Origin of the sequence: Blastococcus brunescens (assembly GCF_035320885.1) — a bacterium.
Taxonomy (GTDB): Bacteria; Actinomycetota; Actinomycetes; order Mycobacteriales; family Geodermatophilaceae; genus Blastococcus_B; species Blastococcus_B brunescens.
Map to the genome: position 1 here is coordinate 1,742,786 of NZ_CP141261.1, position 12,276 is coordinate 1,755,061.

The 12,276-nt window shown below is 71.7% G+C and carries 13 protein-coding genes and 3 pseudogenes; all 16 read left to right on the forward strand.

Features of this window, described 5'->3' with window-relative positions; all coding sequences use genetic code 11:
* Window positions 1-10: 10 nt before the first annotated feature.
* The 16 genes and pseudogenes from U6N30_RS11610 to U6N30_RS11685 all read left to right on the forward strand — a co-directional run bounded on the left by U6N30_RS11610 (window position 11) and on the right by U6N30_RS11685 (window position 12,190).
* Window positions 11-1,522, forward strand: coding sequence for a potassium/proton antiporter (locus tag U6N30_RS11610; protein ID WP_324277424.1), 1,512 nt, complete (start codon window positions 11-13; stop codon window positions 1,520-1,522).
* A 204-nt stretch (window positions 1,523-1,726) separates the two neighbouring features.
* Window positions 1,727-2,962 (forward strand): DUF4032 domain-containing protein, encoded by a 1,236-nt coding sequence (locus tag U6N30_RS11615; protein WP_324277425.1) that lies wholly within the window; start codon window positions 1,727-1,729, stop codon window positions 2,960-2,962.
* A gap of 251 nt (window positions 2,963-3,213) precedes the next feature.
* Window positions 3,214-3,444 carry a hypothetical protein gene (locus tag U6N30_RS11620; protein ID WP_324277426.1) on the forward strand — a complete coding sequence of 77 codons (231 nt, stop codon included), beginning with the start codon at window positions 3,214-3,216 and terminating at the stop codon, window positions 3,442-3,444.
* A complete protein-coding gene (locus U6N30_RS11625; protein WP_324278255.1) occupies window positions 3,432-4,457 on the forward strand; it encodes an extracellular solute-binding protein in 1,026 nt (341 codons plus the stop codon). The genes U6N30_RS11620 and U6N30_RS11625 overlap by 13 nt, the downstream gene beginning before the upstream one ends.
* The gene (locus U6N30_RS11630; protein WP_324277427.1) at window positions 4,454-5,575 is read left to right on the forward strand and encodes a carbohydrate ABC transporter permease; all 1,122 of its coding nucleotides are present in this window, start codon (window positions 4,454-4,456) and stop codon (window positions 5,573-5,575) included. Before U6N30_RS11625 ends, U6N30_RS11630 begins: the two co-directional genes overlap by 4 nt.
* The gene (locus U6N30_RS11635) at window positions 5,470-6,255 is read left to right on the forward strand and encodes a carbohydrate ABC transporter permease (RefSeq protein WP_324277428.1); all 786 of its coding nucleotides are present in this window, start codon (window positions 5,470-5,472) and stop codon (window positions 6,253-6,255) included. The genes U6N30_RS11630 and U6N30_RS11635 overlap by 106 nt, the downstream gene beginning before the upstream one ends.
* 64 nt (window positions 6,256-6,319) lie before the next feature.
* Complete coding sequence (locus tag U6N30_RS11640; protein ID WP_479690594.1) at window positions 6,320-7,474, forward strand: ABC transporter ATP-binding protein; 1,155 nt, start codon at window positions 6,320-6,322, stop codon at window positions 7,472-7,474.
* A gap of 213 nt (window positions 7,475-7,687) precedes the next feature.
* A pseudogene (locus U6N30_RS33765) lies at window positions 7,688-8,176 on the forward strand (alpha-amylase family glycosyl hydrolase); the annotation flags it as partial.
* 211 nt (window positions 8,177-8,387) lie between these two features.
* On the forward strand, window positions 8,388-9,329 hold the full coding sequence (locus U6N30_RS11650; RefSeq protein WP_324277429.1) for an alpha-amylase family glycosyl hydrolase: 942 nt from the start codon (window positions 8,388-8,390) through the stop codon (window positions 9,327-9,329).
* 133 nt (window positions 9,330-9,462) lie between these two features.
* Window positions 9,463-9,678 (forward strand): annotated as a pseudogene (locus U6N30_RS11655) (signal peptidase II); the annotation flags it as partial.
* Between the two features lie 86 nt (window positions 9,679-9,764).
* A complete protein-coding gene (locus U6N30_RS11660) occupies window positions 9,765-9,965 on the forward strand; it encodes a signal peptidase II (RefSeq protein ID WP_324277430.1) in 201 nt (66 codons plus the stop codon).
* Between the two features lie 5 nt (window positions 9,966-9,970).
* Window positions 9,971-10,420 (forward strand): S4 domain-containing protein, encoded by a 450-nt coding sequence (locus tag U6N30_RS11665; protein WP_324277431.1) that lies wholly within the window; start codon window positions 9,971-9,973, stop codon window positions 10,418-10,420.
* The gene (locus U6N30_RS11670) at window positions 10,384-10,911 is read left to right on the forward strand and encodes an RluA family pseudouridine synthase (RefSeq protein WP_324277432.1); all 528 of its coding nucleotides are present in this window, start codon (window positions 10,384-10,386) and stop codon (window positions 10,909-10,911) included. The genes U6N30_RS11665 and U6N30_RS11670 overlap by 37 nt, the downstream gene beginning before the upstream one ends.
* A gap of 457 nt (window positions 10,912-11,368) precedes the next feature.
* Window positions 11,369-11,650, forward strand: a pseudogene (locus tag U6N30_RS11675) (CPBP family intramembrane glutamic endopeptidase); the annotation flags it as partial.
* Window positions 11,651-11,786: 136 nt separating this feature from the next.
* Window positions 11,787-12,074, forward strand: a complete 288-nt coding sequence (locus U6N30_RS11680) for a GNAT family N-acetyltransferase (protein WP_324278256.1) — start codon at window positions 11,787-11,789, stop codon at window positions 12,072-12,074.
* Entirely contained in the window at window positions 12,071-12,190 is a 120-nt protein-coding gene (locus U6N30_RS11685; RefSeq protein WP_324278257.1) for a GNAT family N-acetyltransferase, read from the forward strand. Before U6N30_RS11680 ends, U6N30_RS11685 begins: the two co-directional genes overlap by 4 nt.
* The last annotated feature ends 86 nt before the right edge of the window (window positions 12,191-12,276 follow it).

The window sequence follows — 12,276 nt, forward strand, 5'->3', positions numbered from 1 at the left end:
ACGGCGCCCGGTGAACACCACGGTCACCGTCGCCATGGCGATCGGTGCCGTCGTCGTGCTCGTCGCCGCGGTCGCCCTCCGGCTGGCCGACCGGCTCGGCCTGCCCAGCCTGCTGATCTATCTCGGCCTCGGCCTGGCGATCGGGGAGGCCGGGCTCGGTGTGCAGTTCGAGGATGCCGAGCTCACCCAGAACCTCGGCGTCGCCGCGCTGGTCATCATCCTGGCCGAGGGTGGCCTGACCACCCGCTGGTCCGACGTGCGCCGCGCCATCGGCCCCGGCCTCACGCTGGCGACCGTCGGGGTTGCCGTGAGCGTCGGCATCACCGCGGCGGTCACCGTCTGGCTGCTGGGCGCCACCTGGGGTTTCGCCCTCCTCCTCGCGGCGGTGATCGGGTCCACCGACGCGGCGGCGGTGTTCGCGGCCCTGCGCAGGCTGCCGTTGCCGCGTCGGCTCGCCGCCGCGATCGAGGCCGAGAGCGGGCTCAACGACGCCCCGGCGATCCTGCTCGTCACGACGCTGGCCGCCTACCTGACCGACGCCGACGCCGCGGCCTGGTGGCTGGTGGTGCCGCAGGTCATGGGGCAGCTGGTGGGTGGCGCCGTGCTGGGCATCGCGCTGGGGCTCGCCGGCTCCGCGCTCCTGCGGCGGGTGGCGCTCCCGCTGGCCGGCTTCTACCCGCTGGCCGTGCTCGCGCTCTGCGTGCTCGCCTACGCGGTCGCCACCCTGGCGGCCACCTCGGGCATCGTCGCGGTCTACCTCGCCGGCGTCGTCCTCGGCAACGCCGCCCTGCCGCACCGCTCGGCGAGCATCGGTTTCGCCGAGGGCATGGCCTCGCTGGCGCAGATCGGCCTGTTCGTGCTGCTGGGGCTCCTGGCCTCGCCGTCCCGGTTGCTGGACGCCCTCGGACCGGCCCTGGTGGTCGGCGGGACCCTGCTCCTGGTGGCCCGGCCGATCTCGGTGGTGGTGAGCCTGGCGGCGTTCCGATGGCCCTGGGCCCAGCAGGCCTTCGTGTCCTGGGCCGGGTTGCGGGGCGCCGTCCCCATCGTCCTGGCCACCTTTCCGCTGACGGCGGGCGTGCCCGGCGCGGAGAACATCTTCGACACTGTGTTCGTCCTCGTGGTCGTCTTCACCCTGGTGCAGGGGTGGTCGCTGCCGTGGGTCGCCCGGCGCCTCCGGATCGCCGCGCCGGTCGCGCCGCGCGACGTGGACGTGGAGTCGGCACCCCTCGAGGAGCTCGATGCCGACCTGATGCAGATGACCGTGCCGTCGGGCTCCCGGCTGCACGGTGTGTACCTCCCGGAGCTGCGGCTGCCCGAGGACGCCGCGGTGGTCCTGATCGTCCGCGACGGGCGCGCTTTCGTCCCCGACGACACGACCCGGCTGATGCGCGGCGACCAGGCGCTGCTCGTGTCGGCCAGGCGGTCGAGGCCGGAGGCCGAACGGCGGCTGCGCGCGGTCAGCCGCGCCGGGCGGCTGGCCGGCTGGCGGGGAGAGGAAGGACGGGCCAGCGACCTCGACTGACGAAGGACCACCCTTCCCCCACGCCTCGCAGGCTCGGCGCGGGCCCCTGAAGGGTGGCCGTTCCAGGACGTCACCGGGCTCGGCGCAGGCCCCGGAAGGGTGGCCGCTCCAGGAACGTCGAGGGCTCGCGGTGGGAACCCTGCGGGAGGGCACCTGCCGTGGCATCGTGAGCGCGATGGCGCCGTCCACGGGTGGGAGCGCGGCATGCGGTTCCTGTTCAGGCCTCCCGCCGCCGAGGCGACGGGCCTGCTGAGCCTGCCCTGGGACAGGCCGCTGGCGGAGTGGGACCCCGCCCTGTTGCTGGAGGTGCCGCAGCGGGGCATCTCGCGGCACGTGGTCCGCTTCGTGGCCACCGGAGGACGGGTCTTCGCGCTGAAGGAGATCAACGAGCGCCTCGCCCGCCACGAGTACGCGCTGCTGGGCCAGTTCGAGGAGGAGGGGCTGCCGACGGTCTCGGTCCTGGGCATCTGCGTCGACCGGCCGGACGACCAGGAGGCCATCCTCGTCACCCGCTACCTCGAGTACTCGATGTCCTACCGCTGGCTGTTCTCCACGCCCCGGGCCGAGCACTCGGCCGAGCAGCTCCTCGACACCATGGTGGAGCTGCTGGTCCGCCTGCACCTGGCCGGGATCTTCTGGGGTGACTGCTCGCTGTCCAACACCCTGTTCCGGCCCGACGCCGGGGCGCTCGCGGCCTACCTGGTGGACGCCGAGACCGCCGAACGCCACCCGTCGCTCTCCGCGAGGCTGCGCGCCTACGACGTCGACCTCGCCCGGGAACGAGTGGGCGCGGAGCTGCTGGACCTGCAGTTCGGCGGGCTCCTGCCCGAGAGCATCGACCCCATCGACGTCGCCGCCGGTCTGCCCGCGCGCTACGACGCGCTGTGGGAGGAGGTGACCGCTGAGCAGGTGTTTGGCGTCGACGAGCAGCAGTGGCGGATCACCGAGCGGCTGCGGCGGCTCAACGACCTGGGGTTCGACGTCGGCGAGGTGGAGCTGATCACCTCGCCGGAGGGCGCCCGGCTGCGCGTGGAGACGCGGGTCGCCGAGCCCGGCCAGCACCGCCGCGAACTGCTGCGGCTCACCGGCCTGGAGGTGCAGGAGCGCCAGGCCCGTCGGTTGCGGGGCGACATCGTCGCCTTCCGTGCCCACCTGGAGCAGAAGACCGGGCACCCGGTCAGCGAGTCGTTCGCCGCCCACCGCTGGCTCGCCGAGGTCTACCAGCCGGTGGTGGAGGCGATCCCACGCGAGCTGGCCGGCCGGCTGGCGCCCGCGGAGATCTTCCACGAGGTGCTCGAGCACCGGTGGTTCCTGTCGGAGAAGGCCCGGCGCGACGTCGGGACGCCGGAGGCGACGAGGTCCTATGTCGCCCACGTGCTGCCGCAGACGCCGGAGGAGATCACCACGCCGTCGGTGCGGGCGGAACTCTCGGAGACCTGATGCACCACCGTCGGCGGATGACGAGTCGGTCACGATCACGGCGCCGCAACGGTTCGAATTGACACCCCTGTGACCTGCACCACGCTCCGAAGACCGCGGTGACCACCTGTTGCTGTCGCGCCAAACGGAGGCGATGACGAATGCCGAAAGTTGCTGGCCAGGGACGACCCAACGCAGGGTCGACCGTTCCGCGAGCCGCGAGCGGGAGGCTGCCCCGACGACGAGCGGTCGCGGGCACGGCCGCCGCTCTGATGGCCGTCGGCACCCTGGCCGCGTGCGGCAGTGACGACGGAGGGGCGGACACGCTCACCTGGTACATCAACCCGGACGCCGGAGGCCAGGTCGAGATCGCGAGCCGCTGCACCGAGGAGGCCGGGGTGCGTACCGGATCGACACCGCGCAGCTGCCGCGTGAGTCCTCCCAGCAGCGCGAGCAGCTGGTCCGCCGGCTCGCCGCCGAGGACTCCTCGATCGACCTCGTGAGCCTCGACCCGCCCTACATCCCGGAGTTCGCCGAAGCCGGCTTCACGGCCCCGGTGCCCGAGGACGTCGCGGAGCGGGTGACCGAGGACGTCGTCCAGAGCGCCATTGACGGGTCGACGTGGAACGAGGAACTGGTCGCCGTCCCCTTCTGGGCCAACACGCAGCTGCTCTGGTACAAGCAGTCGGTCGCCGAGGCGGCCGGACTGGACATGGAGGAGCCGGTCACCTGGGAACAGCTGGTGCAGGCAGCCGAGGAGCAGGACACGCAGATCGCGGCGCAGGGCATCAGGGCCGAGGCCCTGACCGTGTGGGTCAACGCCCTCATCGAGTCTGCGGGCGGCTCCATCATCGAGGAGACCGCGCCGGACCCGGGAGACATCGAGCTGGGGCTCACCTCGGACGCCGCCGTCGCGGCCGCCGAGGTGATGAACAGCGTCGCCACGGTCGGAGGGCCGGCGTTCTCCACCGCCGGGGAGGACGCCAACGTCACCGACTTCGAGGACGGCGACGCCGCGTTCATGGTCAACTGGCCGTTCGTCTGGGGCCGGGCGCTCGGCGCTGTCGAGGCCGGGACGCTGGACGCGAGCGTGCCCGAGGACTACGGCTGGAGCCTCTACCCCCGCGTCTCCGAGGACGAGCCCAGCGCACCTCCCTACGGCGGCATCAACCTGGTGGTGGGTGCCTTCAGCGAGAACGTCGATGCCGCCTTCGAGGCCGCGGAGTGCATCGTCTCCGAGGAGAACCAGGCCTACTACTTCATCTCCAACGGGAACCCCGCGTCAAAGACGACCGTCTACGACGACCCCGAGGTGCTCGACGTCTTCCCGCAGGCGCCGGTCATCCGCGAGTCGCTCGAGAACGCCGCACCCCGGCCGCAGACCGTCTACTACAGCGAGGTGTCGGGAGCCCTTCAACGCATCTACCACCCGGCCACCTCGATCGATCCGGGATCGACCGGGGAAGAGGCCAGTGAGCTGATTCTCGCCGTCCTGCGAGGGGAGCAACTGCTGTGAGCACGACAACCCTGCCGCCCGGCGAGAAGACCCAGCCGAAGTCGGCGCCGAGGAAAAAGGCCGGGATCAGCGACAGGTCCCGCAGCGAGCGGAAGCTCGGCTGGATGCTCGCCGGACCCGCATTCTTCGTGATGCTGGCGGTGACCGCCTACCCGATCCTGCAAGCGACCTACGAGTCGCTGTTCTCCTACCGGCTCACCGACCCGACCAATCGGGAGTTCATCGGGCTGACCAACTACTGGGTGATCCTCAGCGATCCCCTCTGGTGGCAGTCCATATGGGTCACCGTTCTCATCACGGTGGTGACGGTGGCGGTGGAGCTCGTGCTGGGCTTCGGCCTGGCGATGGTGATGGCGAAGGCGCTCAAGGCCCTCCGGCCTGTGCTCAGAGCCGCCATCCTCATCCCGTACGCCGTGATCACGGTCGTGTCGGCCTTCGCCTGGCAGTTCGCCTTCGACATCAACACCGGTTTCGTCAACTCGTGGTTCGCCTGGATACCGGGGGTGTCCGCGAACACCGACTGGTTCGGCGACTGGGGCACCTCGATCCTGGTCATCTGCCTCGCCGAGATCTGGAAGACGACGCCCTTCATCTCGCTGCTGCTGCTGGCCGGCCTCGCCCAGGTTCCCGAAGTGTTGCAGGAGGCCGCGCAGGTCGACGGCGCGACGTGGTGGCAGCGGCTGTGGAAGGTGACGATCCCGAACATGAAGGCGGCGATCATGGTCGCCCTGCTGTTCCGCACCCTCGACGCTTTCCGTGTCTTCGACAGCATCTTCATCATGACCGGCGGCTCGAACGGCACGGAGTCGGTGTCGTTCCTGGCCTACCGACAGACAATCGCCCGATTGGAGATCGGGCTGGGATCCGCGGTCTCGGTCCTGCTGTTCATCGCCGTGGTGCTGATCGCATTCAGCTTCATCAAGGGCTTCAAAATCGACCTGTCCCAGGCGCGGGGGAGTGACCGATGTCCACACGCAAGAAGGTCCTGTGGTGGGTCGGCGGGGCGGTCATCGTGCTGTACGCGCTGTTCCCGATCGCCTGGATCATCTCCATCTCGCTCAAGGCGCCCTCGGACATCGCCAACGGCCAGTTCCTGCCGACGATCGCGTCCTGGGTGAACTACGAGGCGGTTCTCACCGGCAGCGCCAGCGACCTGTTCCTCCCGGCGCTGCGGAACTCATTCGGCATCGTCTTGATCGCCACGGCCATCTCGTGCGTGCTCGCGATGTTCGCGGCCTACGCGATCGCCCGGCTGGATTTCCCCGGTAAGCGGCTGATCCTCTCCACAGCGTTGGCGGTGGCGATCTTCCCGGTCATCTCGATCGTCACGCCGCTGTTCAACGTCTGGCGCCAGATCGGGCTGTACGACACCTGGCCGGGTCTGATCCTCCCGTACCTGTCGCTGACCCTGCCCATCTCCATCTGGACCATGTCGGCGTTCTTCCGGGAGATCCCGTGGGAGATGGAGCAGGCAGCCCAGGTCGACGGCGCCACGACCTGGCAGGCGTTCCGCAGGGTGATCGTCCCGCTGGCCGCCCCGGGTGTCTTCACCACGGCGATCATCGCGTTCTTCATCGCCTGGAACGACTTCGTCTACGGCATCGTCCTGACCTCCACGGAAGCGGCCCGTCCGGTGCCTGCGGCGCTCGGCCTCTTCAGCGGTGCCTCGCAGTTCGAGGACCCGACCGGGGCGATCGCGGCGGCCGCGGTGATCGTCACGATCCCGGTCGTCGTCCTGGTGCTGCTCTTCCAGCGGCGCATCGTCGCCGGTCTGACCAACGGCGCGGTCAAGGGCTGACCGCCGTGAACCGACCCCCGATCACCACCTCCCGAACCACATCCCACCGAGGGGACGAGCACTGATGGCCTCCATCGAGATGAACAACATCGTCAAGAAGTACGGGGACGGGTTCCCGGCGGTGAACGACGTCAGCCTGGACATCGCCGACGGGGAGTTCATGATCCTCGTCGGCCCGTCAGGGTGCGGGAAGTCCACGCTGCTCCGGATGATCGTCGGCCTCGAGGACATCACCAGCGGGGACATGATCATCGGCGGCAAGCGCGTCAACGACCTGGCGCCGCGTGACCGCAACCTCTCGATGGTGTTCCAGAACTACGCGCTCTATCCGCACATGACGGTGTACGAGAACATCGCCTTCCCGTTGCGGCTGTCGAAGACCCCGGACGACGAGGTGCGCCGCCGCGTCACGGAAGCGTCCGACGTCCTGGAGCTCAAGGAGCACCTGGAGCGCAAGCCGGCCAACCTGTCCGGTGGTCAGCGGCAGCGCGTGGCCATGGGCCGCGCGATCGTCCGCCAGGCCGAGGCATTCCTCTTCGACGAGCCGCTGTCCAACCTCGATGCGAAGCTGCGCGGTCAGATGCGCACCGAGATCTCCCGGCTGCAACGCCGGCTGGGCATCACCACCGTCTACGTCACCCACGACCAGACCGAGGCCATGACACTGGGCGACCGGGTCTGCGTCCTGCGCAAGGGCAAGATCCAGCAGGTCGCCTCACCGCGCGAGCTCTACGAGCAGCCGGTCAACCTGTTCGTCGCGGGCTTCATCGGCTCCCCGCCGATGAACTTCCTGCCCGCCACCCCGGAGGGCAACCGGCTCAAGACGCCGTTCGGCGACATCGAACTCGACGACAAGCGGGCGGCGGCCGTCGGCGGTCGCGACCTGCTCCTGGTCGGCATCCGCCCGGAGTACTTCGAGGACGCCTCCTCGTCGACGACGCCAAGCGGCCGCTCGGCTCGATCTTCCGGGCTCGGGTCGACGTCACCGAATGGCTCGGTGACTCCCAGTACGCCTACATCCCGTACGAGGCCCCGGAGGCGATCCAGACCCAGCTGCGCGACCTGTCCCGCGAGCTGGACGCGGAGGAGCTCCGGACCCAGGCCATCGTGTCGATCGACGCGACCAGCCGCATCCGCGAGGGCCGCGAGGCCGAGTTCTGGCTCGACAGCCGCAAGGTGCACGTGTTCGACCCGGAGTCGGGGAGAACCTCACCCGTGACGCCGAGGCCGGCGCCGAGCTGACCCGGCTGGCGACCCAGGACCGCGTCGAGCAGCTCGAGGACTCACAGTCCCAGCCGGCCGGTGCGCAGCGGGGTGGGGCCACGGCAGCCTCGGCCTGATGGAGGACCGCCCTCCTCCCGCGCCTCGCAGGCTGCGCGCGGGACCCTGGAGGGTGGCCGGTCCGCACGGCACAGGCTCGGGGATGGCATCGATGGGATCGGGCGAGTGGTGGCGTGACGCGGTCGTCTACGAGGTGTACCTCCGGAGCTTCGCCGACTCCGACGGGGACGGGATCGGGGACCTGGGCGGGCTCCGGCGGCGGCTGCCCTACCTGGCAGACCTGGGCGTCGATGCCATCTGGGTGACGCCCTGGTACCCGTCGCCGATGGCCGACGGGGGCTACGACGTCAGCGACTACTGCGACATCGACCCGCGCTTCGGCTCCCTCGCGGACGCCGATGCGCTGCTGGCTGAGGCGCACGCCCTCGGATTGCGGCTGATCATCGACCTGGTCGCCAACCACACCTCGCACCGGCACCCCTGGTTCATCGCCGCCCTCGCCGCCGGCCCGGGCTCGCCGGAGCGGGAGCGCTTCTTCTTCCGCGACGGGAGGGCTGGGGGAGCCGAGCCGCCGAACGACTGGATCAGCGCCTTCGGCGGCCCGGCCTGGACGCGGGCCCGGGAGCCGGACGGGCGACCGGGGCAGTGGTACCTGCACCTGTTCGCCCCGCAGCAGCCCGACCTCGACTGGGAGCACCAGGGGTCCGGGACGACTTCGACGCGATCCTGCGGTTCTGGTTCGACCGTGGCATCGACGGCATCCGGGTGGATGCCGCACCGGCCATGGCGAAGGCCCCGGGCTGCCCGACGCCGGGCACGGGCCCGGGGCGGCGTTCGAGTCGCGCCTCTGGGTGGACAACCCGCACTGGGACGTCGACGAGGTGCACGACATCCTCCGGCGCTGGCGCCGCATCGGGGACTCCTATCCGGGCGGCCGGCTGTTCGTCACCGAGGCGGTCGTGAACGGTCCCGAGCGGCTGAGCCGATACGTGCGCCCCGACGAGATGCACACCAGTTTCAACTTCGACTACCTGACGGCCCCGTGGGAGGCCGGCGCCCTGCGGCATGTCATCGATGGCACCCTGGCCGCGCTGGAACCCGTCGGGGCGCCGGCGACCTGGGTGCTGTCCAGCCACGACGAGACGCGGCACGTAACCCGTTTCGGGCGGGCGCACACAGGAGCGGCCTTCGGGGGCGCCCCGCTGCCCGCGTCGTCCACCGACCTCGCGCTGGGGCGCCGCCGCGCCCGGGCGGCCGCCCTGCTCACCCTCGCGCTGCCGGGCTCCGCGTACGTCTACCAAGGCGAGGAACTCGGTCTGCCGGAGGTCGAGGACCTGCCGGAGTCCACGCTCCAGGACCCGACGTGGGAGCGCTCCGGCCACACCGTCCGGGGTCGCGACGGATGCAGAGTGCCTCTGCCGTGGGAGGGCGATCGGCCGCCGTTCGGCTTCACCGCGGACGACGCCGACCCCTGGCTGCCGCAGCCGGCGGACTGGGCGGCGTCCACTGCAGCCGCCCAACGCTCGGACCCGGAGTCGACGCTCGCGCTGTACCGCACGGCGCTCCGCCTGCGGCGAGACCTGGCGGGAACGGGCATGACCTGGCAGAACACGAGCCGCGACGTCCTCGCGTTCGACCGCGGCGCGTCGTTCCGCTGCGTCGTGAACTTCTCCACCGAGCCGCTGGGCCTGAGCGGACAGGGTCGGGTCCTCCTCTCCAGCGCCCCGTGCACCGAGGGCCTGCCCACCGACGCGGCCGCCTGGCTGGCGCCCGGCGACCCGGGCGGCGCGTGAGCACGGTTCCGACGGCGGCGCGGCTATCGTCGTCGAGGTGAGCGAGCAGCCGGATCCGCCCGAGACCCCGGGCCCGGCCCCCAGGCGCCGGCCACGGGCGCGCCTGCTGCTCGCCCTCGCGGCAGCGATCCTGGTGGCCGACCTGATCACCAAGCTGGTCGTCGTCGCCACGATCGAGCCGGGCGAGGACATCCGGGTGCTCGGTGGCGCGCTGTACCTGACGAACCTGCGCAACACCGGAGCGGCCTTCTCCTTCGCCGAGGGCTTCACGATCGTGTTCTCCCTGATCGCCGCCGTCGTCGCGGTGGTGATCGTGCGGACGGCGCGGCGGATGTTCTCCACCGCCTGGGCCGTGACGCTCGGCCTGGTCCTCGGCGGCGCGCTGGGCAACCTCATCGACCGCGTGTTCCGCGACCCCGGCTTCCTGCGCGGGGAGTGGTGGACTTCCTGTCGGTGTTCGGTCCCGACGGCAGCGTCTTCCCGGTGTTCAACGTCGCGGACTCCGCGATCGTGTGCGGCGGGATCCTCGGCGCCATCCTGGCGCTGCGTGGCATCGAGTTCGACGGCTCGACGGCGAAGGACCGGTCGACGGCCCACGACGTCGCCGTCCGTCGGGACGGCAGCACGTCACAATAGGTCGCGTGACCCCACCTGCCCCCGGAACGACCCGTGCGCTACCGGTCCCCGACGGGCTGGAGGGGCAGCGGGTCGACCAGGCGCTGTCCCGGCTGTTCGGTCTCACCCGGTCCGCCGCGGCCGACCTCGCCGACGCCGGGAACGTGGTGGTCGACGGGCGGGTCCGTGGCAAGGGTGACCGGCTCACCGGTGGCAGCTGGCTGGAGGTCGAACTGCCCCCGCCGCCGGGCGAGCCCGCCGCGCCCCGGCCCGTCGTCGGGATGTCGATCCTCCACGACGACGACGACATGGTCGTGGTGGACAAGCCCGTGGGCGTGGCCGCGCACCCGAGCCCGGGCTGGGACGGGCACACGGTCATCGGCGGCCTGGCCGCGGCCGGCTACCGGATATCGACGTCGGGCGCCGCCGAGCGCCAGGGGTGGTGCACCGGCTGGACGCCGCGACGACCGGCGTGATGGTGGTCGCCAAGAGCGAGCGCGCCTACACCGCGCTCAAGGCCGCCTTCAAGGAGCGGACGGTCGAGAAGGGCTACCACGCCCTCGTGCAGGGCCACCCCGATCCGTCGCGCGGGACGATCGACGCCCCGATCGACCGTCATCCGAGGCACGACTGGCGCTTCGCGGTGGTGCAGGGCGGACGGCCGTCGATCACGCACTACGAGGTGATGGAGGCGTTCCCCGCGGCCAGCCTGGTGGACGTCCGGCTGGAGACGGGGCGGACCCACCAGATCCGGGTCCACTTCTCCGCGCTGCGCCATCCCTGCGTCGGGGACACGACCTACGGCGCCGACCCGACGCTCGCCGCCCGCCTGGGTGTGCAGCGGCAGTGGCTGCACGCCGTCCGGCTGGGCCTCCCGCATCCCGCGGACGGTCGCTGGGTCGAGTTCACCAGCGGGTACCCCGCCGACCTCGCCGGCGCGCTGGCCCTGCTGCGCGCGGAGGCCTGAGCCCGGCGTGAGCGACCTGCCGGGCTCCCTCGCCGACTTCGGCGCCGCATCCTTCGCGGCGGTCGTGGTGGCCGTCTACCTGGTGGTCGGCGAGCCGGTGGTCGGCCACGTGCTGCACCGCCGCTTCGAGGGGCGGTTGCGCACCGATCCCGGCGCCCGCCGTTCGTTCTACGGCCGCCTGCTCGTGCTCGAGTGGGGCCTGGCCGTGCTCGCGCTGGTCGTCTGGCTCTCGGCGCCGGGCGTCACCGCCGGCCACGTCGGGCTCCGCTGGCCCCACCAGTGGCCGGGTGCGCTGACGCTCCTGGTGATCGCGCTGGTGCTCCTGTTCGTCGCCGTCTCCACCCGCGCGCTGCGCGGTGGGGCGCTGCTGGAGGCCGGCGAGCCGGTCCGCCGGCCGGGTTCCTCCCCGCCCGGCCAGGGCCGCCACGCCGAGCCACCCGGTCACGCCACGCTGGCCGTGCTGCCCCGGACGGCGCGGGAGCGACGGCTGTTCACGCTGGTCGGCGTGACCGCCGGCGTCTGCGAGGAGTGGCTGTACCGCGGGTTCTTCCTCGCGGTGGTCGCCGCCGTCGGTGGGCTGCCCACGCCGGCCCTGGTGGTCGTCGCGGGCGTGGCGTTCGGCCTCGCCCACGCCTACCAGGGGCGGGTCGGCGTCGTCACCACCGGAGTCCTGGGCGGCATCATGGCCGCGATCTACCTGGACACCGGGTCGCTCCTCCTGCCCGTCCTCCTGCACGTGCTCATCGACCTGCGTTTCCTCCTCGTGCCGGCGAAGGCCCTGCCTGCGGGGCGGGCGGCGGAGCCGGGGAGCACGGGGCGCTCGGGCGGCACCAGCGGTGACCGCGGCGCTGGTGACACCGGCCGACTGGCCCGACGTGCTGGCTCTGCGCACCCGGGTCTTCGTCCAGGAGCAGGGCGTCCCGCCGGAGATCGAGCAGGACGCCGCCGACGCCACGGCGCTCCACGCGCTCAGCCGGGACGGCTCCGGCCGCGTGGTGGCCACCGGGCGGCTGCTCCTGCGGGACGACGGGACGGCCACCGTGGGGCGCATGGCGACCGACGCCGCGGCGCGCGGGCGAGGGCACGGCGCCGCCGTCCTCGCCGAGCTGCAGCGACAGGCAGCGCTGCGGGGGTGCGCGAGATCGAGCTGCACGCGCAGGTGACCGCGCGCGGGTTCTACGAGCGCGCGGGGTACGAGGCCGTGGGCGGCGAGTACGAGGAGGCAGGGATCCTGCACGTCACCATGCGCCGGTCGCTGCGGTCGCCGGGACGGGTGTGACGGATCGGTCCGCCTGTGAGGAGACACGTCCTGTCAGACCCTCGGCGTAGACAGCTTCCAGTGCGAGGATCGACCCACCGGCCCCC